This window comes from Curtobacterium sp. AC272, assembly GCF_979258155.1.
Window position 1 is genome coordinate 696,087 of the sequence record NZ_OZ409838.1, and the last position, 25,877, is coordinate 721,963.

The following is a 25,877-nucleotide window of genomic DNA, read 5'->3' on the forward strand; positions in this document are numbered from 1 at the left end:
GGCCGGGTAGCGTTCGGGACTCCAGCGCGTCCGATCAGGAGGAGTGTCCGTGGATTCTCGTGCCGTCCGCACGTTCCGGGTGTTCGTCGTCGTCACGGCGGTCGTCGCGATCGCCCTGGGGATCGTCGCCATCGTGTGGCCCCGGCCGTCGCTCGTCCTCGTGGCGCTGCTGTTCGGCGTGTACCTCGTCGTCGCCGGCGCCCTGCGGGTCGTGGCTGCGGCGCGCGGGCACGGGACACCGACGGTGTGGCGGTGGACCTCCGGCATCGTCGGTGCGCTCGTCGCGGTCGCCGGACTCGTCGCGCTGCTCGACCCGGCGATCCCCCTGGTCGTCTACGCCGTGCTCGCCGGGGTCGGCTTCGTGATCGAGGGCATCGTGTCGATCGTCGGCGGCTTCGTCGGCCACCCCGGGTCGTCCCGGGTGCCGACGCTGGTGAGCGGCGTGCTGTCGATCCTCGGCGGCGTCGTCGTGCTCGTCGCACCCGGCCTCGCGCTCACGGTGTTCATGGTCTTCGCCGGCATCGCCCTCATCGTCGTCGGTGCCGCAGCCCTGCTGCTGCTCCCGCCGCGAGCCGCCGTCCGCCGCTAGGCGTCAGGCGGCCCCGGTGCCGAACAGCAGCCCGAGCGCGTAGGTCACGACCGCGGCGCCGAACCCGATCGCCAGCTGCCGGAACGCCCGCTTGCCCGGCGAGGCACCGCTCAGCACGCCGACGACCGCACCGGTGCCGAGCAGGGCGAGACCGACGAGCGTGCCGGCGACCGCGATGGCCGCCCACCCCTGCATGCCGAACAGGAACGGCACGACCGGGATGATCGCGCCCGACGCGAAGAACAGGAAGCTCGACACCGCGGCACTCAGGCCGTTGCCCACCGCCTCGTGGTCGTCGGTGACGGTGACGGGACCGGTCGACGGGTGTCGCTCACCGATGCCCGACAGCACGTGCGCTGCGTGCTCGGTCGCCTCGGCCTCGGACATCCCGCGGGCGCGGTACACCAGGGCGAGCTCGTTCGCGTCGACGTCGAGGTCCGCCACGGCGCGGCCGGCCTCGGGGTGCGGTGCGGACGCCTCGAGCAGTTCGCGCTGCGACCGGACCGACACGTACTCCCCGCACCCATGGACAGGGCGCCGGCGAGCAGGCCGGCGATGCCGCTCAGCAGGACGAAGTGCCGGTCGGCGCCCGACGCGCTGATGCCGATGATGAGGGCCAGGTTCGACACGAGTCCGTCGTTGGCGCCGAAGACCGCCGCGCGGAACGTGCCGGACAGGCGCATCCGACCGCGGTTCGCGAGCCCGCGCACCACCTCGCCGTGGATGCGCTCGTCGGCCGCCATGCTCGCCGTCGCATCGTCGTCGTCGGCGTACGGCGAGCGGTCCTCGGCGCGCTGCATCAACGCGAGGACGAACACCGACCCGAACCGCTTCGCCAGCGTCGCGAGGACCCGGGTGCGCAGGCTGCCCCGCTGCGGACGCCCGACGTCGTCACCGAGCAGGTCGAGCCAGTGCTGCTCGTGCCGCCCCTCGGCCTCGGCCAGCGCGGCCAGGATCTCGCGTTCCTCTCCGGACCGCCGAGCCGCCAGGTTGCGGTACACCGCGCCCTCGGCGCGTTCGTCGGCCAGGTAGCGGCGCCAGCGGCGGACGTCGGCGCGCGGCGTCGAGTGTTCGGTCTGGAGGCTCACAGCAGCCATCCTGCCGCCTGCGGCCGGCCGGTGGTCGCCACCAGGGCCGTGGAGACGCGGCAGGGCGCGGACCGGAGGCGACGCGTGTTCGTGCGCCGTGCCTCCCGTCCGCGCCCTGTCGGCGTCGGGATCCTGCGGATCAGTCCCGCACGTAGGCCGGAGCGGCCTCGGCGTGGGCGTCGCCCACCCGGTGCACGCGCAGGTCGTTCGTCGAGCCCTCGATCCCGGGAGGCGAACCGGCCGTCACGATGACGCGGTCGCCGGGGGCGGCCAGGCCGTTCTCGAGCAGGACGTCGTCCACCTGCGAGAAGAGCTCGTCGGTGTGGGTCTTGCGCTCGACCAGGAACGACCGGACGCCCCAGGTGAGCGCCATGCGGCGACGCGTGGCCTCGTTCGGGGTGAAGGCGATGATCGGCAGGCCGTGGCGCAGACGCGACATGCGGCGCGCCGAGTCGCCGGACTCGGTGAACACGCAGAGGTACGAGGCCTCGGTGAACTCCGCGATCTCGACCGCGGCGAGGGTGATCGCCCCGCCGAGGGTGCGCGGCTTGGTGCCGAGCGGCGCGATGCGCTCGAGGCCGTGGTCCTCGGTCGACTCGACGATGCGGGCCATCGTGCGGACGGTCTGCACCGGGTACTCGCCGACGCTGGTCTCGCCCGAGAGCATGACCGCGTCCGCACCGTCGAGGACGGCGTTCGCGACGTCGGAGGTCTCGGCGCGGGTCGGGATCGGCGACGAGATCATCGACTCGAGCATCTGGGTCGCGACGATGACCGGCTTCGCCATGCGGCGGGCGAGCTCGACGGCCCGCTTCTGCACGATCGGGACGGCCTCGAGCGGCAGCTCGACGCCGAGGTCACCGCGGGCGACCATGATGCTGTCGAAGGCGTCGATGATCTCCTCGAGCGCGTCCACGGCCTGCGGCTTCTCGATCTTCGCGATGACGGGGAGGCGCTTGCCCTCCTCGTCCATGATCTCGTGCGCGCGGACGACGTCCGAGGCGTTGCGGACGAACGAGAGCGCGATGAGGTCGGCACCCTGGCGGATTCCCCAGCGGAGGTCGGCCTCGTCCTTCTCGCTCAGCGCCGGGACGTTGACGGCGACGCCGGGCAGGTTGATGCCCTTGTTGTTCGACACCGTGCCGCCGACGACGACCTCGGTGCGGACACGGACGCCGTCGGTGTCGAGCACGCGCAGGCGGACCCGACCGTCGTCGATGAGCAGCGGGTCGCCGGGCTTGACGTCCTGGGGCAGGCCCTTGAACGTCGTGCCGCAGATCTCCTTGGAGCCGGGGACGTCCTCGGTCGTGATCGTGAACACGTCGCCGACCGCCAGGTCGTGCGGGCCGTCGGCGAACTTGGCCAGACGGATCTTCGGACCCTGCAGGTCGACGAGGATCGCGACCGGCTTGCCGAGCTCCTCGGCAGCGCGACGGACGTTCACGTAGTTGGCCTCGTGGACGCTGTAGTCACCGTGGCTGAGGTTGAGTCGGGCGACGTCGACGCCCGCTTCGATGATCTCCTTGACGGTCTCGTAGTCCGACGTTGCCGGTCCGAGCGTCGAAACGATCTTTGCGCGTCTCAATGGATTCCTTCGTGGTGGTGGGTGATGCTCTGGTTTCCGCGCTGTGGGGCCGCGCGGAACGAAGCGAGGCCACCAGCACCTTACCGAGTGCTGGTGGCCCCTCGCTCACCGGGGTGAGCATCTGGTGGTGGTCGGTCATGCGGTGATCGGTCATCTCAGACCGAGATCGCGCGGTCGGTCGCCTTGACCGGCGCCGGCAGGATCGTCGAGCCCTCGAGGTACTCGTCGACCTTCGCCGCCGCGGCACGGCCCTCGGCGATCGCCCAGACGATCAGCGACTGCCCGCGGCCGGCGTCACCGGCGACGAACACGCCCGCCTCGTTCGTCGTGTAGTCGGCGCGGCGGTCGAGCGCACCGGACACCGTCGTCGGCAGGCCGAGCTGCGGCTCGATCGTGTCGGATTCCGGACCGGTGAAGCCCATCGCGACGAGGACGAGGTCTGCGGGGATCTCGCGCTCGGAACCGGCCTTCGGCACGCGACGGCCGTCGAGGTACTCGGTCTCGGCGACGCGGAGCGCCTGGACCTCGCCGGCCTCGTTCGCCAGGAACTCGACGGTCGAGGCGAGGAAGTGCCGCTCGCCGCCCTCTTCGTGGGCGCTCGTGACCTCGAAGACGGTCGGGAACATCGGCCACGGCTGCTCGGACGGACGCTCCAACGGCGGCTGCTTGCCGATCGCCAGGTTCGTCACGCTCAGGGCGCCCTGCCGGTGCGCGGTGCCGATGCAGTCCGCACCGGTGTCACCGCCGCCGATCACGACGACGTGCTTGCCCTCGGCGGTCAGCTGGTTGTCGACCCGGGTGCCGGCGTTCGCCTTGTTCTGCTGGACCAGGTAGTCCATCGCGAAGTGCACGCCCTCGAGGTCGCGGCCCGGGATCGGCAGGTCGCGCGGCACCGTGGCGCCGGTGGCGACGACGACCGCGTCGTAGCGCGACTTCAGGTCGTCCCAGGTGATGTCGCGGCCGATCTCGACGCCCGCACGGAAGCGGGTGCCCTCAGCCTGCATCTGGGACAGGCGCGCGTCGATCTGGCGCTTCTCCATCTTGAAGTCCGGGATCCCGTAGCGGAGCAGCCCGCCGATGCGGTCGTCGCGCTCGTAGACGGCGACGGTGTGTCCGGCGCGCGTGAGCTGCTGCGCGGCGGCCAGCCCGGCGGGGCCGGACCCCACGACGGCGACGGTCTTGCCCGTCAGGCGCTCCGGCGGGTGCGGGGTGACCCAGCCGTTCTGGAACGCCTCGTCGATGATCGAGACCTCGACCTGCTTGATCGTCACCGGCGGCTGGTTGATGCCGAGCACGCACGAGGACTCGCACGGAGCGGGGCACAGCCGGCCCGTGAACTCCGGGAAGTTGTTCGTCGCGTGCAGTCGCTCGATCGCCTGCCGGCCCTCACCGCGCCAGGTCAGGTCGTTCCACTCCGGGATCAGGTTGCCGAGGGGGCAGCCCTGGTGGCAGAACGGCACGCCGCAGTCCATGCAGCGGCCGGCCTGACGCTTGAGGGCACCCGACTCCTGCTGCTCGTAGACCTCTTTCCAGTCCATGAGCCGGACGGGCACGGGGCGCCGTGCCGGCAGTTCGCGTTCCTGGACCTTGAGGAATCCCTTGGGGTCAGCCACCGGTCACCTCCGTGGTCGTGTTGGGCGCTGCCGGTTCCACACGTGCGTGACGCTCAGCCACCGGTCACCTCCGTGGTCGTGTTGGGCGCTGCCGGTTCCACACGTGCGTGACGCTCAGCCACCGGTCACCTCCGTGGTCGTGTTGGGCGCTGCCGGTTCCACACGTGCGTGACGCTCAGCCACCGGTCACCTCCATGATTCGATTCCACACGACGTCGCCGTCGGGGTCGAGCCCCTCGTCGACGGCGCGCTGACGGGTCTCGAGCACCGCCGCGTAGTCACGCGGCAGCACCTTGACGAAGTCGCTCAGGTCGCCGGACTCGAGCAGGTCGGACGCGAGCGTCGAACCGGTCTCCTCGGCGTGCCGGGTGAGCAGGTCGGTGACGATCTCGACGTCGGCGCTGTCGAGCGCCTCGAGTCGGAGTTCACCGGTCGCGAGGGCATCGGTGTTGACGTGCTCCTCGCGCAGAGCACGGACGTACGCGGTGCCGCCGGACATGCCGGCCCCGAGGTTCCGACCGGTCTCGCCCAGGATGAGCGCGAGGCCGCCCGTCATGTACTCGAGCGCGTGGTCGCCCACGCCCTCGACCACCGCGGTCGCCCCCGAGTTGCGCACCAGGAAGCGCTCGCCCACGATGCCGCGGATGAACATGCTGCCCTGGGTCGCGCCGTAGCCGATCACGTTGCCGGCGATGACGTTCTCCGCCGGGTCGAAGCCCGAACCGGCGTCCGGTCGCACGATGATCTCGCCACCGGACAGGCCCTTGCCGACGTAGTCGTTGCTGTCGCCGATGAGGCGCAGGGTGATGCCGGCGGGCATGAACGCGCCGAGCGACTGTCCGGCGGAACCGCGCAGCGTGACGTCGATCGAGCCGCTGGGCAGCCCGTGCTCGCCGTGCCGCTTCGTGACCTCGTGGCCGAGCATCGTGCCGACCGCGCGTTCGGTGTTGCGGATGGGCAGGTCGAGCGCGATCGAACCACCGTGGTCGAGCACGTCGGCGGTCTGCTGGATCAGTCCCACGTCGAAGTGCTGCTCGAGCTCGTGGTCCTGCTCGCGCTGGTGGCGACGCGGCTCGGCGTCCTCGAAGTGCGGGCCTGCGAGGACCGGTTCGAGGTCGAGCCCTGACGCCTTCCAGTGCTCGAGGGCACGGTCGACGTCGAGCGCGTCGGACCGGCCGATCGCCTCGTCGAGGGTGCGGAAGCCGAGCTCGGCCAGGAGCTCGCGCACTTCCTGCGCGATGAACTCGAAGAAGTTCACGACGAACTCGGGCTTGCCGGAGAAGCGCTTGCGGAGCTCGGGGTTCTGCGTCGCGACCCCCACCGGACACGTGTCGAGGTGGCACACGCGCATCAGGATGCAGCCCTCGACGACGAGCGGAGCGGTGGCGAAGCCGTACTCCTCGGCGCCGAGCAGGGCTGCCACGACGACGTCGCGTCCGGTCTTCATCTGACCGTCGACCTGCACGACGACGCGGTCGCGCATGCCGTTCAGCATGAGCGTCTGCTGCGTCTCGGCGAGGCCGATCTCCCACGGGGTGCCGGCGTGCTTGAGGGAGTTGAGCGGGGACGCACCCGTGCCACCATCGTGCCCGGACACGAGCACGACGTCGGCCAGGGCCTTCGTCACCCCGGCCGCGACCGCGCCGATGCCGGACTGGCTCACGAGCTTCACGTGGACGCGGGCGGCCGGGTTGGCGCGCTTCACGTCGAAGATCAGCTGCTTGAGGTCCTCGATCGAGTAGATGTCGTGGTGCGGCGGCGGCGAGATGAGGCCGACGCCGGCGGTGGCGTGCCGGGTGCGGGCGACCCACGGGTACACCTTCTGCGGGGGCAGCTGGCCGCCCTCGCCGGGCTTCGCACCCTGCGCCATCTTCAGCTGGATGTCGGTGGCGTGGGTGAGGTACATGCTCGTCACGCCGAACCGCCCGGAGGCGACCTGCTTGATCGCGCTGCGGCGCTCGGGGTCGAGCAGTCGGTCGACGTCCTCGCCGCCCTCACCCGTGTTCGAGCGACCACCGAGGCGGTTCATCGCGATCGCGAGGGTCTCGTGGGCTTCCTTCGAGATGGAGCCGTACGACATCGCACCGGTGTTGAAGCGCTTGACGATCGACTCGATCGACTCGACCTCGTCGAGCGCGACGGGCTTCCGGACCCCGTGCTTGAAGCGGAACAGCCCGCGCAGCGTCATGAGCTCCTCGGACTGGTCGTCCACGGCGCTCGAGTACTCACGGAAGATGTCGTACCGACGGGCACGGGTGGCGTGCTGCAGCCGGAAGACGGTGTCCGGGTTGAACAGGTGCGGGGGCCTTCGCGACGCCACTGGTACTCGCCGCCGGTCTGCAGCCGCTCGTGCGACAGGACCGCGCCGTCCTGCGGGTACGCCTGGGCGTGCCGCTCGGCGTTCTCCTTCGCGATGACGTCGATGTCGACCCCGCCGAGGATCGACGACGTGCCGGTGAAGTACTTGTCGATGAACTCCTGGCTGAGCCCCACCGCTTCGAAGGCCTGGGCGCCGGCGTAGCTCGACACCGTCGAGATGCCCATCTTCGACATGATCTTCAGGACGCCCTTGCCGAGCGCCTTGATCACGTTCTTGACGGCTTGTTCCGGGGTGATCCCGGTGATCATGCCGGCACGGACCAGGTTCTCGCAGGTCTCCATCGCGAGGTACGGGTTGATCGCCGACGCGCCGTACCCGATGAGCGACGCCACGTGGTGGACCTCGCGCACGTCGCCGGCCTCGACGATCAGGCCGACCTTCATGCGCTGCTCGGTGCGGATCAGGTGGTGGTGCACGGCGGCGAGCAGCAACAGGCTCGGCACGGGCGCCTGCTCGGCGTTGCCGTCGCGGTCCGACAGGACGATGAACTGCTTGCCCGACTCGATGGCGGCGTCGACCTCGTCGCACACGGCGGCGATGCGCTTCTGCATCGCCTTCTTGCCGGCGTCGACGCGGTACAGGCCCTTGATCGTGACGGTCAGGTGGCGACCCGACTCCGTCTCGAAGTGCTGCACCTTGGCGAGCTGGTCGTTGTCGATCACCGGGAAGTCCAGCGTGATCTGCTTCGCGTGCTCGGGGCCGGCCGACAGCAGGTTGCGCTCCGGACCGAGGCCCATCCCCATCGAGGTGATGACCTGCTCGCGGATCGAGTCGAGCGGCGGGTTCGTCACCTGGGCGAACTGCTGCGTGAAGTAGTCGAACAGCAGCCGGGGTCGCTGCGACAGCACCGCGATCGGGGTGTCGGACCCCATCGCACCGAGGGGCTCCGCGCCCACCTGCGCCATCGGGCGGAGCAGGATGCGGACTTCTTCCTCGGTGTAGCCGAAGGCACGCTGGCGGCGGGTGACCGACGCCGGGGTGTGCACGATGTGCTCGCGGTCGGGCAGGTCGTTCAGGTTGATGCGGCCCTCGTCGAGCCACGCACCCCACGGGCCGGACGACGCCAGGCCCTGCTTGACCTCGTCGTCCTCGATGATGCGGCCGGCCTCGGTGTCCACCAGGAACATCCGGCCGGGGCGCAGCCGGCCCTTGCGGACGACCTTCGCGGCGGGCACGTCGATGACACCGGTCTCGGACCCCATGACGATGAGCCCGTCGTCGGTGACGAGGAAGCGACCGGGACGCAGCCCGTTGCGGTCGAGGGTCGCGCCGACGAGCGAACCGTCGGTGAAGGTGATGGCGGCCGGACCGTCCCACGGCTCCATGAGCATCGAGTGGTACTCGTAGAACGCCCGCAGCTCCGGGTCCATCCCGACCTGGTTCTCCCAGGCCTCCGGCACCATCATCGACACCGCGTGCGGCAGCGTCCGGCCGGTCAGGGTCAGGAGCTCGAGCACCTCGTCGAACGACGCCGAGTCGCTCGCACCGGGGCTGACGATCGGCAGCAGCGGCGCCACGTCGCCGAGCATCTCGCTCTCGAGCTGCGACTGCCGTGCGCGCATCCAGTTGCGGTTGCCGCGCACCGTGTTGATCTCACCGTTGTGCGCGATCGTCCGGAAGGGCTGGGCGAGCGGCCAGGACGGGAACGTGTTGGTCGAGTAGCGCGAGTGCACGATCGCGAGCTTCGACGCGAAGCGCTCGTCGCTGAGGTCCGGGTAGAACGGCTCGAGCTGCAGCGTCGTGACCATGCCCTTGTAGACCATGGTGCGGCTCGACAGCGACATGAAGTAGAGGTCGTTCGCGTGCTCGGCGCGCTTGCGCAGCCGGTAGGTCTGGCGGTCCAGCGCGATGCCGCTCCACGAGGCGCCGTGCACGTCGTGGCGCACCGAGGCGACGAACAGCTGCTCGAACGCGGGCATGGCCGCACGCGCCAGGGTGCCGAGCACCTCGGGACGCACCGGGACCTCGCGCCAGCCGAGGACCTTCAGGCCCTCTTCGCGCGCCAGTCGTTCGACGGCGCCCTTGACGGCGTGCCGGTCACCCTCGTCGGTCGGCAGGTAGGCCGTGCCGACCGCGTACTCCCCCGCCGCCGGCAGGTCGAACGGCACCACGGCGCGCAGGAACTCATCCGGCACCTGGCACAGGATGCCCGCGCCGTCGCCCGTGCCGGCGTCCGAACCGACGGCACCGCGGTGCTCGAGGTTGCGGAGGGCGCCGAGTGCAGCGTCGACGATGTCGTGGCCGGGCGTCCCGCGCAGCGTCGCGACCATCGCGAGACCGCAGGCGTCCTTCTCGTTCACCGGGTCGTACATGCCGGTGGCGTCGGGGACCGCCGAGAACCGCCGGTGCGGCGGCACGAGGGACTTCGGTGCCGAGGGCTGGAGTGGCTGGAGCGCCATGGGGGAACCGTCCTCACGAGGAAGTGGAACAGGGACAGCGGTGGCCCGGTGGTGCGTTCCGCCCAGACGGGCGGGACTGGTGCCCGTGCCCCGCTTGTGGCGGGGAGGAGTGCTCCTAGGCGCGGTCAGTGGGAGTCGTGACCGCTCCGGAGCCCTGGGCGACGAGGCGTTCGTCGTCGTCCTCGTGCTCCGAGAAGGTGTCGTCGGAGTCTACATCGGACTTCGGACCGGGCTCGCGACCGGGCAGGTACGGGCTCGGCTCCTTGCCGGTGTGCCGACGGGTCTGCACGATGAAGATGACGATCCCGAGCAGGATGGCCGCGAACGACATCCAGACGTTCGTGCGGATGCCCGCGAAGGTCTCGCTGGTGTCGACGCGGATCGACTCGAGGAAGGACCGGCCGACGCCGTACCAGATCAGGTACAGGGCGAGTACCTTGCCCCACTGGAGCGTGAACTTGCGGTCGAGCAGCAGGATGACGACGACACCCAGGACGTTCCAGATGATCTCGTAGAGGAACGTCGGGTGGAACAGCGTGCCCTCGGGCAGGCCCTTCGGGAACGCGGCGTTCGTCGACTCGATCTGCAGGCCCCACGGCAGGCTGGTCGGCATGCCGAAGAGCTCGTGGTTGAAGTAGTTGCCGAGCCGACCGAACGCCTGCGCGAGCAGGACCCCGGGCACGACGGCGTCGATGAACGACGTGAAGCGCAGGCCGACCTGGCGGCAGCCGATCCAGGCACCGACGGACCCGAGGATCAGGGCGCCGAAGATCGCGAGCCCGCCCTCCCAGATGTACAGGAAGGACAGCGGGTCGATGCCGGGGCCGAAGTAGTCGGACACGTGCGTGAACACGTGGAAGAGCCGGCCGCCGATGATGCCGGCGGGCACCGCCCAGATCGCGATGTCGATGATGATCCACCGCTCGACGCCGCGCGCGTTGAGGCGGCGGTTCGCGAGCAGGACCGCGGCGACGATCCCGAGGAGGATGCAGATCGCGTACGCGTGGATGCGGAAGTCGAGCGGCAGCGACCAACCGAACACGTCGCGCAGCCAGGCGGTCAGGTCGAAGTACTGCCAGGCGGTGCTCGGGCTCGGGATGCTCAGGAGGGGCATGGAGGAACGGTCGCCTTTCGGAACTGACGGGGCGCGGTGTCGACGTGTCGTCGGCCCCGCTCACTGTAGCGCGGACCGTGGGCCCGCCAGGAACTGGACTAGGAGCGGCGGGCGCCGGTGGTGAGGTCGGCCGCGCGGTCGGCGACCCCCTGCACCCCGAGGTCGGCCAGTGCGCGGACGAACGCCGAGCCGACGATCGCGCCGTCGGCGTACTCCAGGACCTCGGCGACCTGCTCGGCCGTCGAGATGCCGAGGCCCACGCAGGTGCGCGCGACGCCGGCGTCACGGAGCCGCGACACCACGGTGCGTGCAGCGACGTCGACGCCTGCCCGTGCTCCGGTGACGCCCATCGTCGAGACGGCGTAGACGAACCCGCGGCTCGCCTGCACCGCCTGCTGCATCCGGGCGTCGGACGAGGACGGTGCCGCGAGGAACACGCGGTCCAGGCCGGTCCGCTCCGACGAGGCCATCCACTCTGCGGCTTCGTCCGGGATCAGGTCGGGCGTGATGAGCCCGGCGGCACCGGCGGCGACGAGGTCGTCGGCGAAGCGGTCCACGCCGTAGCGGAGGACCGGGTTCCAGTACGTCATCACGAGCACCGGCACGTCGGCGCGCTCGGTGATCTGGTGCACGGCGTCGAAGACCTGCGCGACCCGGAAGCCGTTCGCCAGGCTCTCCTCGGCCGCACGCTGGATGACCGGGCCGTCCATGACGGGGTCGGAGTACGGCAGGCCGAGCTCGATGACGTCCACGCCGTTCTCGGCGAGGGCGACGGCAGCGTCGACACTGGTCTGCACGTCGGGGTACCCGGCGGGCAGGTAGCCCACGACGGCCCCGGCACGCTCGACGTTGGCGGTGTCGATCGTCGTGGCGACGGTCTGGTTCGTGGTCACAGCTGCACCGCGTTCTCGTCGAGGATGCCGAAGTAGCGACTGGCGGACGCCACGTCCTTGTCGCCGCGGCCGGACAGGTTCACGAGCACGACGCCCTCGGGGCCGAGCTCCTTGCCGAGCTTCATCGCACCCGCGAGCGCGTGCGACGACTCGATCGCCGGGATGATGCCCTCGGTCTGGCTGAGCAGCCGGAACGCCTCCATCGCCTCGGTGTCGGTGATCGGCGCGTACTGCGCGCGACCGATCGACGCCAGGTACGCGTGCTCCGGCCCGACGCTCGGGTAGTCGAGCCCGGCGGAGATGCTGTGGCTCTCGATGGTCTGGCCGTCCTCGTCCTGCATCAGGTAGGACTTCGCGCCCTGCAGGACGCCCTCGCGACCGAGCGTGATGCTCGCGGCGTGCCGACCGGTCTCGACGCCGTCGCCACCGGCCTCGAAGCCGTGCAGCGCGACGGACTCGTCGTCGAGGAACGCCTCGAAGATCCCCATCGCGTTCGAGCCGCCACCGACGCACGCGGCGACGGCGTCGGGGAGACGCCCGACGCGGTCGAGGACCTGCTGCCGGGCCTCTTCACCGATCACCTTGTGGAACTCGCGCACCATCTCGGGGAACGGGTGCGGGCCGGCGACCGTGCCGAGCAGGTAGTGGGTCGAGTCCACGTTCGCCACCCAGTCGCGGAGTGCCTCGTTGATGGCGTCCTTCAGCGTGCGCGACCCGGTCTCGACCGGGATCACCTCGGCGCCGAGCAAGCGCATCCGGGCGACGTTGAGCGCCTGCCGCTCGGTGTCGACGGCACCCATGTACACGACGCAGTCCATGCCGAACAGCGCCGCAGCGGTCGCCGTGGCCACACCGTGCTGGCCGGCACCGGTCTCCGCGATGAGGCGGGTCTTGCCGAGCCGACGGGCCACGAGCGCCTGACCGAGCACGTTGTTGATCTTGTGCGACCCGGTGTGGTTCAGGTCCTCGCGCTTCAGGATCACGCGGGCACCGCCGGCGTGCTTCGCGAACCGCGGCACCTCGGTGATGATCGACGGACGACCGGTGTAGTCGCGCTGGAGCTCGTCGAGCTCGGCACGGAAGGCCGGGTCTGCCCAGGCCGTGCGGAAGGCGGCCTCGAGCTCGTCGAGCGCGAGGACGAGCGACTCGGGGACGAAGCGTCCGCCGAAGTCACCGAAGTACGGGCCGTGCAGGTCGCGGAGTGAGGTCACGATGGGTCTTCCCGGGACGAGTCCGACGCGACCGGCGGTGCCGGTCGTCGGACGGGTGGAACGTTCAGCCGCGGTCGGCGGCCTCGATGAACGACGCGAGGGTGGCGGCGGGGTCGGCACCCGTGACGAGCGCTTCCCCGACCAGGACGACGTCGGCACCCGCTGCGCGGTAGTGGGCGACGTCGGCGGGACCGGCGACGGCGGACTCGGCGACACGCACGACCCCGTCGGGGATGCGGTCGGCGAGCGACCCGAACAGGTCGCGGTCGAGCGAGAAGTCGGTGAGATCGCGTGCGTTGACGCCGAGGATCCGCGCACCGGCGTCGAGGCCACGGGAGACCTCGTCGGCGGAGTGCGCCTCGACCAGCACGCGCATGCCGAGTTCTTCGGCCAGCGTGTGGAGCTCGACCAGCTGCTGCTGCTCGAGCGCGGCGACGATGAGCAGCACGACGTCGGCTCCGGCGGCCCGGGCCTCGACGACCTGGTACGGGTCGGCGATGAAGTCCTTGCGCAGCACGGGGATGCCGACGCGGGCCTTGACGGCTTCGAGGTCGGCGAGGCTGCCGAGGAACTTGCGTCCCTCGGTCAGGACGCTGATCGTCGACGCGCCACCGCGCTCGTAGTCGGCTGCGAGTGCGGCCGGGTCCTCGATGGGGGCCATCGAGCCACGGGACAGGCTGGCGCGCTTGACCTCGGCGAGGATCTTCACCCGGTCGCCCGGGGCGAGGAACGCGAGGGCGTCGAGTGGCGACGCCACCCGGTCGAGGTCGCGTTCGACGTCCGAGTACGGGCGGTCGACGCGACGGGCGGCGGCGTCCTCGAGCGCGCCCGCGACGAGGGTCTCGAGCACGTTCGGCATGCGAGTCCTACTCGGCGTGGTGCTTGGCGACGTACTTCGGGCCGTTCACGCCGTAGCCGGCCTTCGCCATGACCGCGCCGATGACCAGACCGATGACGACGACGGCAGCGGAGGCCCAGACACCCCACGGCTGGTCGAACCAGAAGAACAGCGTGCCTGCCGCGAATCCGATCAGCATGATCACGACGGCGGTCCAGGCGGCCGGCGAGTGGCCTTCGCCGAGTTCTGCGGGCTCAGTGTTGCTCACGGTGCTCCTCGTTCTGCTCCGGCGTCGTCGGTCGACCGACGCCCATCCGATCCTACCGTGCCGTCGGTCGGGTCGACCCCAGCACTGAGGTCGTCCCAGTCCACGACGGCGTCGCGCACGACCGGGGCTGCGGCACGCGCGTCGGCGGCGGCTCCGGCGGTCGCTGCCCCGTACTTCCGGCTCGGACCGGGCCACGCACGCTGCACGACGATGACGACGACACCGAGCAGGACGGCCAGGACCCCACCGGCGATGCCGACGGCCGGCCAGAGCGACACGTCGACGCCGGACACGACGCGGCGCACGGCGGTCAGGTCGCTGACCCCGGCCACCGCGCCGACGGCACCCTTCGCCGCGGCGACCGGGTCACCGAGTGCGGTGATGGCGCTGACCACGACGCCGAGACCGAGCAGGATCTCGACGCACGCGAGCACGATGCGCAGCACCCGGCCGGCGATCGTCATCGCGAGGAACAGGGCCAGGCTCGCGATCGCCAGGGCGGTGTACTGCGGCACGACCGCGGCCCCGTCGGCGTCGACCGTCGAGGTGACGGCGGCACCGGCGTGCAGGTCCACGGTGAACCAGGTCTGCGTCCAGGCCAGCATGATGATGCCGGCGACGAGCAGTCCGGCGACGACGACGATCGGGCGCGAGCGCTTCACGAGCGCACCTCGCGCATCCGGTTCGCCGTGGCGACGGCCCGCAGGGGTGCCGCCGCCTTGTTGATGGTCTCCTCGTGCTCGGTGGCGGGGTCGGAGTCCGCCACCAGGCCGGCACCCGCCTGCACACGTGCCACCCCGTCCTTGATCAGGGCGGTGCGGATCGCGATCGCGATGTCCGCGTCACCGGCGAAGTCGAAGTAGCCGACGACCCCGGCGTAGGCACCGCGCTTCGCCGGTTCGAGCTCGTCGATGATCTCCAGCGCGCGGGGCTTCGGCGCACCGGACAGGGTGCCTGCCGGGAACGTCGCCTGGAACACGTCGATGGCGGACATCCCCGGGCGCACCGCACCCTCGACGCTCGACACCAGGTGCATGATGTGGCTGAACCGCTCGACCGTCATGAACTCGGTGACCGCGACGGTACCGGGCTCGCAGACCTTCTGCAGGTCGTTGCGGGCCAGGTCGACGAGCATCAGGTGCTCGGCGCGTTCCTTCGGGTCGTCGAGCAGGTCGTCACCGAAGCGGACGTCCTCTTCCGGCGTCGCACCACGTGGACGCGACCCGGCGATCGGGTGCGTGATGGCGCGGCCGGACTGCACCTTCACCAGGGCCTCGGGCGAGGCGCCGACGATCCAGTACCGCTCGTCGGCGGTGTCCGCCAGGGCCAGGAAGTACATGTACGGACTCGGGTTCAACGTCCGGAGGACCCGGTACACGTCGAGCGGGTCGGCGGTCACCTCGTGGTCGAAGCGCTGCGAGATCACGACCTGGAACACGTCGCCGTCGCGGATGAACTCCTTCGAGCGCTCCACCGCGGCCATGTACTCGTCCGGCGTGGAACGGTGCGTCGGCGTCGGCTCGGCGATCTCGAACGCCTCGGCGACGGTCGCGACGCTCGGCTGGACGAGGTCGGCCTGCAGGCGGTCCAGGCGGCGCTGCGCGTCGGACCAGAGCGTGTCGGCGTCGTCGGTACCGTCGTTCAGCACACTCGCGACGAGCAGGACGAGCCCGGTGCGGTGGTCGAGCGCGACGAGTTCGGAGACGAATGACAGCGCCTGTCCGGGCACGTCGAAGTCGGCCGGCGGCACGTTCGGCAGGTGCTCGAGCTGGCGCACGGCCTCCCACCCGATGAACCCGACCGTCCCGCCGACGAGCGGTGGGGAGCCGGGCACCCGCGGGGTGGCCCAGCGCTCGTGCAGGCGCGCCAGGACCTCGAGCGGTTCGCCGTCGAGCGAGCCGACCGCACGTTCGGCGTCGATGCCGGTGTCGATCCAGGCGGCGCGGTCGCCCTCCTGCGTGAGGACGCCGAAGCTGCGCACACCGACGAACGACCAGCGCGACCAGAGGCCGCCCTGGCCCGCGGACTCCAGCAGGAACGACCCGGGCCGGCCGTCGGCGAGCTTCCGGTAGACACCCACCGGCGTCTCGCTGTCGGCGTAGAGCGCGCGCACCACCGGCACGACGCGGTGGTCGCGCAGCAGGGCGTCGAACTCCGGCCGGGAGGTCGTGTGCGGCGCATCGGAGGTCGTCGCGGTCGTCATCGGCTCGCCTCCACTGCCGTGTCGGCCGGGGCAGACGCGGTCGCGTCCGTCGGCCCGGACGCGGTCGCGTCCGTCGGCGCCGACGCCGTCACGGGCGCGAGCGGATCGACGTCGAAGCAGCGGTGCGCTCCGGTGTGGCACGCGGCCCCGACCTGCTGCACGGTGACGAGCAGGGTGTCGGCGTCGCAGTCGAACGCCGCGTCGCGCACGTACTGCGCGTGCCCCGACGTGTCACCCTTCCGCCAGTACTCGTTCCGCGACCGCGACCAGAAGGTCACGCGCCCCTCGGTGAGGGTGCGGCGGAGCGCTTCCCGGTCCATGTACCCGAGCATGAGGACGTCCTTCGACGACTCCTCCTGCACGATGGCGGGAGCAGCCCGTCCGCACCGAAACGTGCGCGGTCGAGGACCGCGTCGGTGTCGGTGCTGGTGCTGTCGGTCATGAGACTCCTAGCCTACGGCGGCGGATCAGCGGGCGGCGGCGGTTCAGCGGACGGCGTGGCCGGTCGCGCGCAGCGCGGCCTTGACGTCGCCCACCGTCATCTCGCCGCGGTGGAAGACGGACGCGGCGAGGAGGGCATCCGCACCCGCGTCGACGGCGGGGGCGAAGTGCTCGACCCGACCCGCGCCTCCCGAGGCGATGACCGGGACCCGCGCGACCGACCGCACCGCGGCGACGAGTTCGAGGTCGAACCCGTTCTTCGTGCCGTCCGCGTCGATGGAGTTGACGAGCAGCTCCCCCGCGCCCCGCTCGACGGCGTCGCGCGCCCAGGCGATCGCGTCGATGTCGGTCTCGGTGCGGCCGCCGTGCGTGGTGACCACGAAGCCGGACGCGGTGCGGTCGGAGCGCTTGACGTCGAGCGACAGCACGACGGCCTGCGCGCCGAACCGGTCAGCGATCTCGCCGACGAGGTCGGGCCGGGCGATCGCGGCGCTGTTCACGCCGATCTTGTCCGCGCCGCACTGCTGCAGGCGGGACACGTCGTCGACGGAACGGACTCCGCCGCCCACCGTGAGCGGGATGAACACCTGCTCGGCGGTGCGGGTGACCGTGTCGTACATCGTGGCGCGGTTCTCGATCGTGGCACCGACGTCGAGGAACGTCAGCTCGTCGGCACCCTGCTCGTAGTAGCGCGCGGCGAGCTCGACCGGGTCACCGGCGTCCTGCAGGTCGAGGAAGTTCACGCCCTTGACGACCCGGCCGCCCTTGACGTCGAGGCACGGGATGACGCGGACGGCCACGCCGCCCGGCGCCGTGGCTGCCGCGGTCACAGCCGGGCCGCGTGGATCGGGCTGACGAGGATGGCGCGGGCCCCGAGGTCGTACAGGGCGTCCATGATCAGGTTCGCGTCGTCGCGCGGGATCATCACGCGCACGGCGGACCAGTCGCGGCCGTGCAGCGGCGACACCGTCGGCGACTCGATGCCGGACGCGACGGCGGTCGCCTGCTCGAGCAGCGCGGTGGGGATGTCGTAGTCGAGCATGACGTAGCCGCGCGCGACGAGCACACCCTGCAGTCGACGGCGGAGCACGTCGATGCCCGGGATCGTCTCGTCGGTCGACACCAGCAGTGCGGTCGACTCGAGGATGACCGGACCGAAGATCTCGAGGCCGGCCTGCCGCAGCGTGCTGCCCGTGGAGACCACGTCGGCCACGGCGTCGGCGACACCGAGACGCACGGCGCTCTCGACGGCCCCGTCGAGCTTGACGAGCGTCGCCGTCACCCCGTGGCGAGCGAGGAAGTCGCCGACCAGGCCCGGGTAGCTCGTCGCGACCCGGACGCCGTCGAGGTCCTGCAGCGTGCTGTACCGGCCCGGCGTGCCGGCGAACCGGAAGGTGGAGTCGGCGAAGCCGAGCGCGTCGACCTCGTGCGCCTCGGAACCGGAGTCGAGCAGCAGGTCACGGCCGGTGATGCCGACGTCGAGTGCGCCGGAGCCGACGTAGGTCGCGATGTCCCGCGGGCGGAGGAAGAAGAACTCGACGCCGTTGCGCTCGTCGAGCAGGTGCAGCGCCTTCGGGTCGCGGCGTCCGGCGTACCCGGCCTCGCGCAGCATGTCGGACGCGGTCTCGGACAGGGAGCCCTTGTTGGGCACGGCGATGCGGAGCATCAGGGGGTCTGCTTTCTGGTCGGGGTCGTGGCGGATCGAGGTCGGTGCAGGGGCAGTGCCCGAGCGCGTCCTACAGATGTCGCCAGATGTCCGCCGGGGACAGCCCCTTCGCGACCATGAGGACCTGCAGGTGGTACACGAGCTGCGAGATCTCCTCCGAGGTGCGCTCGTCGCCCTCGTACTCGGCCGCCATCCAGACCTCGGCCGCTTCTTCCACGATCTTCTTGCCGATCTGGTGCACGCCGGCGTCCAGTTCGGCGACGGTGCCGGAGCCCTCGGGGCGCGTGCGCGCCTTCTCGGTGAGCTCCTGGAACAGGTCGTCGAACGTCTTCACGCGGTCCAGGTTACCGGTCTCCGCTGACGCTTCCGACGTACCGTCCGGACGGGTCGCGCTCATGCCCGCGCCCGCGCGGCCGCTTCGCGCAGGTCCGCGATCCGCGCGGCGGGCTCACCGCCGTAGACGGCCGACCCGGCGACGAGCGTGTCGGCACCGCTGCGCACGGCCTCGGGCACGGTGTCCACCGAGATGCCGCCGTCGACCTCGAGCCACACGTCGAGCCCCGAGGCGTCGACCGCCGCACGGGCGTCGGCGAGCTTCGGCATCACGGACGGCATGAACGACTGGCCGCCGAAGCCGGGCTCGACGGTCATGAGCAGGATCATGTCGTAGGCGTCGAGGTGGTGCAGCACCTGGGTGATCGGGGTGCCGGGCTTCACCGCGACGGCGGCACGGGCCCCGTTCGAGCGGATCGCGGCGGCCGTGGCCACGGGGTCGTCCGCGGCCTCGAAGTGGAACGTCACGCTCGACGCACCCGTCTCGGCGTACTTCGGTGCGTTGACGTCGGCGTCGGTGATCATGAGGTGCACGTCGAGCGGCACCGGGGAGACCTGCTGCAGGCGCTCGACGATCGGCAGCCCGAGCGTCAGGTTCGGCACGAAGTGGTTGTCCATCACGTCGACGTGCACCAGGTCGGCGGTCTCGATGCGGTGGAGTTCACGCTCGAGGTTCGCGAAGTCGGCGGACAGGATGCTCGGCGAGATGCGGATCGTCACCGGGCAAGCCTACCGGCGCGAGCCTGCCGGGCCGCTCCGCGGCGACGTCAGCGCCCGCCGACCACCCGGGTGCCGAGCTCCGAGCCGAGCATCGTCTCGAGCGCGGCGTCGACGAGCCGTTCGCCCTGCGCCCGGTCGATCCGGTGCGAGACGACCAGGGTGGCGATCCCCTGCATGGTCGCCGCGAACAGGAGCTTGAAGAGGAGTCGGGCGTCCGCACCGTCGTCCCCGTCGTCGCGGTTCCCACGGCACCCTCGAGCACCGCGAACAGCGACTCCGCGGCAGCCTGCACGGGGCCCATCCGGCCGGTCGTCTTCGCCTGGAACATGAGGTCCATCAGCGCCGCGTCGTCGATCGCGAAGTCCACGTACGCCAGGGCGACCCGGCGGAACCGGTCCTCCAGCCCGTCGGCACCCGACAGTGCCCGGCGCACGGCAGCGGTCAACCGGTCGAAGCCGAGTTGGGCGAGGGCGTCGAGGAGCGCCTGCCGATCGACGAAGTGACTCCGGGGGCGCCGTGACTGACCCCGGCGCGGCGGGCGAGGTCGCGGAGCGAGAGTCCGTCGACCCCGGACTCCCGCAGCACCGCGACGGCCTCGTCGAGGAGCACCGCCCGCAGGTTCCCGTGGTGGAAGGGCCGCTCGGTCATGAGGACATCCTAGTCCCGAACTAGGCATTGACTATTTTCTAGGCAACGCCTAGTTTGACGACATGCCTTCGGAACAGACCCTCCTCGTGTTCGGCGCGACCGGCCAGACCGGCCAGCACTTCACCCGACTCGCACTCGACGCCGGGCACCGCGTCCGAGCAGTCGCACGGACGCCGTCGAAGCTGGCCGTCCAGCACGACGACCTGCAGGTCGTGCAGGGCTCGGTCACCGACGACCTCGACCTCGATGCACTGCTCGACGGCGTGACGGGCGTCGTCGTGATGCTCGGGGACGTCGCCGCGCAACGCGAGCGACCCGTCAACACGGAGTTCGTCCGCGCCCTCGTCCCCGCCATGCGCCGGAACGGCACCCGGCGCCTGCTGTACCAGGCCGGCGGGCTGAGCGCCCCTCCCGGCAAGCGGCTCGCCCCCGTGCTCCGCGTCGTCCGGTCGACGCTCGCGCGGGACTACCGCGGCCAGCACGCGGACAACGAGGCGGTCATGCGCTACCTCGACGCCGACGCGCAGGACATCGCCTGGACCGTCCACCGGGCCGGCATCGGCTCGGACGGTCCCACGAAGGGCGAGCTCCGCCGGTCGGCGCGGTGGATCAGCATCGGCACGTTCCGGGACTGTGCCGCGTACAACCTGCGGGCGCTGTTCGACGACTCGGCCGTGCACACCTGCGACGGCAGCGCCTACCGGCGAGCGGCCTGAACGCCGGGCGACGCGCTCAGCCCACGCGACGGAACAACGCGATGAACATCGCGTCCGTGCCGACCCGGTGCGGCCAGAGCTGCGCCGTGTTGCCGTCCGCGATCTCCGGGTCGCGCGCGGCGACCCCGCGCACGATCGTCGCGGTGTCGAGCTGCTCGAGGACTCCCCCGTGCCGCCCCATCAGCGTGTCGACCTGCCCGCGCGTCTCGGCCAGGTGCGGCGAGCACGTGACGTACGCGAGCGTCCCACCCGGTGCGAGCACCCGGACCGCGGCGTCGAGCAGCTCGGTCTGCAGGGCCGCGAGCTCCTGGACGTCCTCGGGGTCTTCCGCCAGCGTGCTTCCGGACGCCGACGCAGGGCGCCGAGGCCGGTGCACGGCGCGTCGAGCAGGATGCGGTCGAAGGTCATCCCGGTGCCGTCGCGGCCGTAGCGCCGGGCGTCGCCCTCGACGACGCGGACGTGGTCGCCGAACACCCCGAGGGCGTTCCGCACGAGTCCGGCACGTGCCGGCACGAGCTCGTTCGCGACGAGTGTCGCGCCGCCCTGCTGCGCCTCGGCCGCGAGCAACGCGGCCTTGCCGCCGGGGCCGGCGCACATGTCGAGCCAGCGCTCGCCCTCGCGCACCGCGGACGACCGACTCAGCGCGAGGGCGGCGAGCTGCGAGCCCTCGTCCTGTACGCGCAGGCGCCCGGCGGCGACGCCCGGCACGCGCGCGGGGTCACCGGAGATACCGCGGATCCCGACGGGCGAGACCGGCAGGGCGTCGGCGGCCGGCAGGGGGTCGACGGTCCGGACGGGAGGCACGGTGCCGGTCGCGCCGTCGGCCTCCGGTTCGTCGTCGGCGGGCACCAGGGCCGCCGGCACGTCCGCCGCGCCCGTCGCGTCGGCGAACGCGGCATCGTCGCCTGCGTCCTCGTCGGGCACCGTGCGCGCCGTCGCGGTGGCGATGTCCTCGTCGGTGGCGAGCCCGGGCAGCGCCGCGAGCTGCACCCGGGGCGCGGCGTTGTCGGCGGCGAGCAGGGCGGCGAGCTCGTCGCGGGAGCGTTCCGCGGCGAGGGCGTCGCGCAGTGCCGAGACGACCCAGACCGGGTGCGACCACCGCGTGGCGAGCAGGGCGTCGCCGCCACGGCCCTCGGTGATCTGCCCGTCCCACTCGTCGTCGGTACGCGCGGCGATCTTGCGCATCACGGCGTTCACGAAGCCGGTGGCACGGCGGGCACCGACCTCGCGGGCGAGCTCGACCGTGGCGTCGACCGCGGCGTGCGTCGGGGTGCGCATGGCGAGCAGCTGGTGGGCGCCGAGCCGCATCACGTCGAGGACGTCGGCCTCGATGTTCTCCGGCCGACGACCCGACGCCAGCGCGATGATGACGTCGTAGCGACCGAGCATCCGGATCGAGCCGTAGGTGAGCTCGGTGGCGAACGCGGCATCGCGCGCGGTGAGGCCGGCACGACGGATGCGTGTCGGCAGCAGCAGGTTCGCGTACGCGTCGTCGACCTGCACGGCACGGAGCACGTCGAACGCGACACGACGGGCGTTCGCGGGGCGGGGACCGCGGCGGGCGCCCCGGGTGTTCGTCGGCTGGCTCATGCGAGGACCTTCCCGTCCAGTTCGCCCAGGCCACGGGCCCAGGCTGCGGCGTCCATCGCCTTCTTGCCGGCCGGCTGCACCTCGAGCAGCGCCAGCGGAGTGTCACCGGTCCCGACCAGCAGCCGACCGCCGTGGAGTGCCAGCGCACCGGGCGCGAGGTGCGGGGCGGGGTCCGCGGGGCCTCCTGTCAAGCGGTTGCTGCGGAGCAGCTTCACGCGGGTCTCGCCGAGGTGGGCGTACGCGCCGGGCTCGGGGTGACCCCGCGCAGACGGGCGTGCACGATCGCCGCCGGAGCGTCGAAGTCGATGCGCCCGTCATCGATGGTCAGCTTCGGTGCGAGCGTCGGCTCACCGGTCTGCTCGGTCGCGACGGCCGTGCCGGCGGCGATGGCGTCGACCACCCGGGCGACGGTCTCGGCACCCGACTCGGCCATGGCGGCGAGGACCTCGCCGGCGGTGGCCTCCGGGTCGATCTCGAACGGGTCCGCCGCGAACACCGGGCCGGCGTCGAGCGCCTCGACGAGCTGGAAGACCGACGCGGCGGTGCGGGTGTCCCCCGCCATCACGGCCCGCTGGACCGGCGCGGCACCCCGGTACGCCGGCAGGTCGGAGAAGTGCAGGTTCACCCAGCCGAGGCGCGGGGCATCGAGCGCCGGGCGGCGGAGCAGCGCCCCGTAGGCGACGATGACACCGAGGTCGACGTCGAGCGCGGCGATGCGCGCGGTGACGTCGTCGTCCACGCGGCTCGCCTCGATGACGGGCAGTCCGAGCTCCGCGGCGACCTGCGCGACCGGTGTCGGCGTCAGCACCCGCTTCCGGCCCTGCGGTGTCGGCGGACGCGTGAGGACCGCAGCGATCTCGTGGTCGGACGCCGCCAGGCGGCGGAGGGTGGGGACGGCCGCAGCGGGGCTGCCGGCGACGACGAGACGCATGGGTTCGATCCTCCCACGCGCGCGCTCGGTGGACTGACCCGAACCGGCGCCGCACCGGGTGGGTACGGTCTGCGGCACAGCACGAGAGGGGTTCCCATGTCCGACGTCACCACGTCCACCGACCGCTTCGCAGGGTCCAGCATCCAGAAGGTCGCGCTGCTCGTCGGCGTCGTGTTCCTGCTGGTCGGGATCGCCGGGTTCGTTCCCGGGCTGACGTCCGGCTCGCTCGCGGGCGCCGGCCACGGGTCGATGGCGATGCTGCTCGGGGTCTTCCAGGTGTCGGTGCTGCACAACGTCGTGCACCTGCTGTTCGGGGTCGTCGGGGTGCTCGCGGCGGGGTACGCCACCGGGTCGCGGATGTACCTGGTGCTCGGCGGGGTCGTCTACTTCGTGCTCTGGGTCTACGGACTGTTCACCGCCGGGCACTCGTTCGGCGCGAACTTCGTGCCGCTGAACTGGGCCGACAACTGGCTGCACCTCGTGCTCGCGGTCGGGATGGTCGCGCTCGGCGTGGTGTTCCCGCGCGTCGGTGGGCGGGCCGCGCACGCCTGACGCTGCTGCCGCGGACTCGGAACGACACCCTCGTCGTCGTACGACGCCGAGGGTGTCGTTCTGCGTCGGAGCTGGGCGGGGTCAGACCTCGGAGAAGGGTTCGGCGTCGTCGAGCCGGACCCGCAGCGTCGGTGCCGCTCGACGCCGGTTGCCACCCTTGAGCACCCGCCGGGTCGACGACCGCCGGATCACCTCAGCCTTGAGGGTCGCCGCGACCTCGGGACCGTGGGCGTACGGGAACCGCACGATCGCCCGGACCGTGCCCGGCAGGGCGTCGTCCTCGACGGGTACCGGGCCGAGCACCGGGCCCGCGGTCGCACCTTCGAGGGCCTCGACGGCGGCGGTGACGGCCTCGTCGGTGCCGGTCATCGTCGCCACGCGGACCGCCGGCGGGAAGTGCAGCTCGCGCCGGTCGGTGAGTTCGTCGTGCGCGGGACCGTCGAGCCGCCAGAGCGCCATCGCCGTCGCGAGCTTGCCGCCGATGCCGACCAGGTACGCCTCGGCCCCGGGAGCGCCCTTCGCGGCGGCGTTCGTCCAGAACCGGAGCACGTCCTCCTGCACGCGCAGCCCTCGCGCGCGAGCATCTTCTCGCCGTCGAGCAGGAGCACGCACGCGTAACCGCCGGGCACGCTCGGCTCGGCACCGCGGGTCGCGACGACGACGGAGGGCCGCGCGGGCACCTCGTCGAGCGGGCGCGAGCCGTCGGCCACCACGATCCGGGTGCCGGGGAACGCCCGCCCGAGTTCGTCGGCGGTGCGTTGGGCGCCCTGTCCCACGGGCTTCACGGTGCCGTTGCCACACGTCGGGCAGCGGAACCCCACGGCGAGGGCACCGCAGAACCGGCACTGCGGCGTGGCACCGCGGTGCGGACTGCCGAGCGGACCGCCGCAGATCCGGCAGTGCGCCCGCTCACCGCACTCCGCGCAGACGAGCCCGGTGCCGAACCCGGGGCTCGCGACCTGCACGAGCACCGGGCCGTGCTGGCTGGCCTCGCGCGCGGCACGCCAGGCGGAGCTCGGGATGCGCGCCTGCGCGGCGTAGCCCTCGGCCGAGGTCTGCTGCACGGTGGGGATGACCTTCGGGGTCTTCACCCGGAACGGCGTGACGTCCTGCAGCCAGTGCAGTTCGACGAGCCGTTGCACGTCGGTGCTGCGGGCGTGCGAGAGGAACAGCAGTGCGGCGCCCGACTGCGCCGCCCGCACGAGGGCGACGTCACGCGTGTGCACGTACGGCGCGCGCTGCTCGATGAACGAGGCGTCGCCGTCGTCCCACATCGCGATGAGCCCGAGATCGGTCGCCGGTGCGTACACCGCCGTGCGGTTGCCGATCGCGACGACGGGGTGGGTCCGCGCCTGCAGCAGTGCCTTGGCCCGCTGCCCGTTCGTCTGCTTGGCGTCGAAGCGCACGACCCGTTCCGACGGCAGCACCGCGAGCAGCGCGCGCTCGAGGTCGATCACGTCGCGGAAGTCGGGGACGGCGATGACGGCGGACTGCTCGGCCGCGAGGGTGTGCGCGGCCGCCTGGGCAAGCGTCGCGGCCCATCCTGGAACCCAGACGGGGTCGGCGTCGCCGGCGTCGTCTCCGTCGCTGTCGGCACCGGAGCACCTGACCAGCGCCACGGGGTGGGGAACCGCGGCGACCGCAGCGCGATCGTGCTCGGCGATCACGCCTTCGAGCATGCCCGGGGTGTATCCGGTCACCGGCGGTGCGGACACCGGGGGCGGCGACCACGAGGTGTCCCGCGCGAGCCAGGCCTTCTCGGCGCGGACCTGGCGGGTCGGCACGGCCAGGCGCAGGACGTCGGACGCAACACCGGCGGCGCGGTCGGCAACGGCGCGGGCGAGCTTCCAGATCTCCGGCGCCAGGACCGGGACGGGTGACACCAGGGTCTCGATCGCGCTGAGTTCACCCGGGTAGTCGCCCTCGTCGACGATCTCGACGACGTAGCCGTCGGACATCCGCGCCCCGGTGCGGAGCGGGACCTTCACGCGGACCCCCGGCACGCAGTCGTCCTCGAGCTCGGCCGGCACCCGGTAGTCGAACAGACGGTCCAACTGCGGGAGCGGCGAGTCGAGGACGACGCGCGCGACGGTGGTCAC

The 25,877-nt window shown here is 71.7% G+C and carries 20 protein-coding genes and 5 pseudogenes; 3 read left to right on the top strand and 22 right to left on the bottom strand.

Annotated features, from left to right (window positions below):
- The first annotated feature begins 49 nt into the window (after nt 1-49).
- Nucleotides 50-589: an HdeD family acid-resistance protein gene (locus ACZZ0J_RS03500; protein WP_165901426.1), complete on the top strand. Its 540-nt coding sequence runs from the start codon at nt 50-52 to the stop codon at nt 587-589.
- A 3-nt stretch (nt 590-592) separates the two neighbouring features.
- On the opposite strand, the pseudogene ACZZ0J_RS03505 reads toward ACZZ0J_RS03500, so the two are convergent.
- From ACZZ0J_RS03505 to ACZZ0J_RS03590, 18 genes and pseudogenes are all read right to left on the bottom strand, one after another.
- Nucleotides 593-1,686 (bottom strand): annotated as a pseudogene (locus ACZZ0J_RS03505) (VIT1/CCC1 transporter family protein).
- A gap of 130 nt (nt 1,687-1,816) precedes the next feature.
- Entirely contained in the window at nt 1,817-3,262 is a 1,446-nt protein-coding gene (pyk, locus tag ACZZ0J_RS03510) for a pyruvate kinase (protein ID WP_123294333.1), read from the bottom strand.
- Nucleotides 3,263-3,417: 155 nt separating this feature from the next.
- Complete coding sequence (locus ACZZ0J_RS03515; RefSeq protein ID WP_463434880.1) at nt 3,418-4,875, bottom strand: glutamate synthase subunit beta; 1,458 nt, start codon at nt 4,873-4,875, stop codon at nt 3,418-3,420.
- A 175-nt stretch (nt 4,876-5,050) separates the two neighbouring features.
- A pseudogene (gene gltB / locus ACZZ0J_RS03520) lies at nt 5,051-9,567 on the bottom strand (glutamate synthase large subunit).
- A gap of 202 nt (nt 9,568-9,769) precedes the next feature.
- On the bottom strand, nt 9,770-10,768 hold the full coding sequence (gene lgt, locus ACZZ0J_RS03525; protein ID WP_194647832.1) for a prolipoprotein diacylglyceryl transferase: 999 nt from the start codon (nt 10,766-10,768) through the stop codon (nt 9,770-9,772).
- Nucleotides 10,769-10,866: 98 nt separating this feature from the next.
- Nucleotides 10,867-11,661 (bottom strand): tryptophan synthase subunit alpha, encoded by a 795-nt coding sequence (trpA, locus tag ACZZ0J_RS03530; protein WP_463434883.1) that lies wholly within the window; start codon nt 11,659-11,661, stop codon nt 10,867-10,869.
- Entirely contained in the window at nt 11,658-12,872 is a 1,215-nt protein-coding gene (gene trpB, locus ACZZ0J_RS03535) for a tryptophan synthase subunit beta (protein ID WP_131846519.1), read from the bottom strand. Before trpB ends, trpA begins: the two co-directional genes overlap by 4 nt.
- A gap of 64 nt (nt 12,873-12,936) precedes the next feature.
- Nucleotides 12,937-13,722 carry an indole-3-glycerol phosphate synthase TrpC gene (gene trpC, locus ACZZ0J_RS03540; protein WP_463438132.1) on the bottom strand — a complete coding sequence of 262 codons (786 nt, stop codon included), beginning with the start codon at nt 13,720-13,722 and terminating at the stop codon, nt 12,937-12,939.
- A gap of 16 nt (nt 13,723-13,738) precedes the next feature.
- A complete protein-coding gene (locus ACZZ0J_RS03545; RefSeq protein ID WP_173168620.1) occupies nt 13,739-13,978 on the bottom strand; it encodes an HGxxPAAW family protein in 240 nt (79 codons plus the stop codon).
- Nucleotides 13,975-14,640 carry a Trp biosynthesis-associated membrane protein gene (locus tag ACZZ0J_RS03550; protein WP_463434886.1) on the bottom strand — a complete coding sequence of 222 codons (666 nt, stop codon included), beginning with the start codon at nt 14,638-14,640 and terminating at the stop codon, nt 13,975-13,977. The genes ACZZ0J_RS03545 and ACZZ0J_RS03550 overlap by 4 nt, the downstream gene beginning before the upstream one ends.
- Complete coding sequence (locus tag ACZZ0J_RS03555; RefSeq protein ID WP_463434888.1) at nt 14,637-16,181, bottom strand: anthranilate synthase component I; 1,545 nt, start codon at nt 16,179-16,181, stop codon at nt 14,637-14,639. The genes ACZZ0J_RS03550 and ACZZ0J_RS03555 overlap by 4 nt, the downstream gene beginning before the upstream one ends.
- Nucleotides 16,178-16,623 (bottom strand): annotated as a pseudogene (hisI, locus tag ACZZ0J_RS03560) (phosphoribosyl-AMP cyclohydrolase). The gene ACZZ0J_RS03555 and the pseudogene hisI overlap by 4 nt, the downstream one beginning before the upstream one ends.
- A gap of 43 nt (nt 16,624-16,666) precedes the next feature.
- Nucleotides 16,667-17,452: an imidazole glycerol phosphate synthase subunit HisF gene (gene hisF, locus ACZZ0J_RS03565; RefSeq protein WP_463434891.1), complete on the bottom strand. Its 786-nt coding sequence runs from the start codon at nt 17,450-17,452 to the stop codon at nt 16,667-16,669.
- A complete protein-coding gene (gene hisG / locus ACZZ0J_RS03570) occupies nt 17,449-18,288 on the bottom strand; it encodes an ATP phosphoribosyltransferase (RefSeq protein ID WP_111083926.1) in 840 nt (279 codons plus the stop codon). Before hisG ends, hisF begins: the two co-directional genes overlap by 4 nt.
- Nucleotides 18,289-18,358: 70 nt before the next feature.
- Nucleotides 18,359-18,622 carry a phosphoribosyl-ATP diphosphatase gene (locus ACZZ0J_RS03575; RefSeq protein WP_111084162.1) on the bottom strand — a complete coding sequence of 88 codons (264 nt, stop codon included), beginning with the start codon at nt 18,620-18,622 and terminating at the stop codon, nt 18,359-18,361.
- 59 nt (nt 18,623-18,681) lie between these two features.
- Nucleotides 18,682-19,341, bottom strand: coding sequence for a ribulose-phosphate 3-epimerase (rpe, locus tag ACZZ0J_RS03580; protein WP_463434893.1), 660 nt, complete (start codon nt 19,339-19,341; stop codon nt 18,682-18,684).
- Between the two features lie 47 nt (nt 19,342-19,388).
- The gene (locus ACZZ0J_RS03585; RefSeq protein WP_463434895.1) at nt 19,389-19,517 is read right to left on the bottom strand and encodes a hypothetical protein; all 129 of its coding nucleotides are present in this window, start codon (nt 19,515-19,517) and stop codon (nt 19,389-19,391) included.
- Nucleotides 19,518-19,782: 265 nt separating this feature from the next.
- Nucleotides 19,783-19,989: a TetR/AcrR family transcriptional regulator gene (locus ACZZ0J_RS03590; RefSeq protein ID WP_463434896.1), complete on the bottom strand. Its 207-nt coding sequence runs from the start codon at nt 19,987-19,989 to the stop codon at nt 19,783-19,785.
- Nucleotides 19,990-20,051: 62 nt separating this feature from the next.
- Between ACZZ0J_RS03590 and ACZZ0J_RS03595 the strand changes: the two genes are divergently transcribed.
- Nucleotides 20,052-20,705: an NAD(P)-dependent oxidoreductase gene (locus ACZZ0J_RS03595; protein WP_463434898.1), complete on the top strand. Its 654-nt coding sequence runs from the start codon at nt 20,052-20,054 to the stop codon at nt 20,703-20,705.
- A gap of 16 nt (nt 20,706-20,721) precedes the next feature.
- Here ACZZ0J_RS03595 and ACZZ0J_RS03600 read toward each other — a convergent pair.
- Together ACZZ0J_RS03600 and ACZZ0J_RS03605 are read right to left on the bottom strand one after the other, a co-directional pair.
- Nucleotides 20,722-22,295 (bottom strand): annotated as a pseudogene (locus ACZZ0J_RS03600) (RsmB/NOP family class I SAM-dependent RNA methyltransferase).
- Nucleotides 22,292-23,226: pseudogene (locus ACZZ0J_RS03605) on the bottom strand (methionyl-tRNA formyltransferase). The pseudogenes ACZZ0J_RS03600 and ACZZ0J_RS03605 overlap by 4 nt, the downstream one beginning before the upstream one ends.
- Before the next feature lie 96 nt (nt 23,227-23,322).
- On the opposite strand from ACZZ0J_RS03605, the gene ACZZ0J_RS03610 reads away from it, so the two are divergent.
- The gene (locus tag ACZZ0J_RS03610) at nt 23,323-23,778 is read left to right on the top strand and encodes a DUF4383 domain-containing protein (RefSeq protein WP_463434900.1); all 456 of its coding nucleotides are present in this window, start codon (nt 23,323-23,325) and stop codon (nt 23,776-23,778) included.
- An 81-nt stretch (nt 23,779-23,859) separates the two neighbouring features.
- Here the strand turns inward: ACZZ0J_RS03610 and ACZZ0J_RS03615 are convergent, their stop codons facing one another.
- Nucleotides 23,860-24,147 (bottom strand): hypothetical protein, encoded by a 288-nt coding sequence (locus tag ACZZ0J_RS03615; protein ID WP_463434902.1) that lies wholly within the window; start codon nt 24,145-24,147, stop codon nt 23,860-23,862.
- Complete coding sequence (locus tag ACZZ0J_RS03620; protein ID WP_463434904.1) at nt 24,144-25,877, bottom strand: primosomal protein N' family DNA-binding protein; 1,734 nt, start codon at nt 25,875-25,877, stop codon at nt 24,144-24,146. Before ACZZ0J_RS03620 ends, ACZZ0J_RS03615 begins: the two co-directional genes overlap by 4 nt.

What these genes read in the sequence shown, in the direction of transcription:
- lgt (WP_194647832.1), bottom strand. Translation starts at nt 10,768, where the DNA reads ATGCCCCTCCTGAGCATCCCGAGCCCGAGCACCGCCTGGCAGTACTTC.
- ACZZ0J_RS03555 (WP_463434888.1), bottom strand. Translation starts at nt 16,181, where the DNA reads ATGACGACCGCGACGACCTCCGATGCGCCGCACACGACCTCCCGGCCG.
- hisG (WP_111083926.1), bottom strand. Translation starts at nt 18,288, where the DNA reads ATGCTCCGCATCGCCGTGCCCAACAAGGGCTCCCTGTCCGAGACCGCG.
- ACZZ0J_RS03585 (WP_463434895.1), bottom strand. Translation starts at nt 19,517, where the DNA reads ATGCAGGGGATCGCCACCCTGGTCGTCTCGCACCGGATCGACCGGGCG.
- ACZZ0J_RS03590 (WP_463434896.1), bottom strand. Translation starts at nt 19,989, where the DNA reads ATGACCGAGCGGCCCTTCCACCACGGGAACCTGCGGGCGGTGCTCCTC.
- ACZZ0J_RS03595 (WP_463434898.1), top strand. Translation starts at nt 20,052, where the DNA reads ATGCCTTCGGAACAGACCCTCCTCGTGTTCGGCGCGACCGGCCAGACC.
- ACZZ0J_RS03610 (WP_463434900.1), top strand. Translation starts at nt 23,323, where the DNA reads ATGTCCGACGTCACCACGTCCACCGACCGCTTCGCAGGGTCCAGCATC.
- ACZZ0J_RS03615 (WP_463434902.1), bottom strand. Translation starts at nt 24,147, where the DNA reads ATGACCGGCACCGACGAGGCCGTCACCGCCGCCGTCGAGGCCCTCGAA.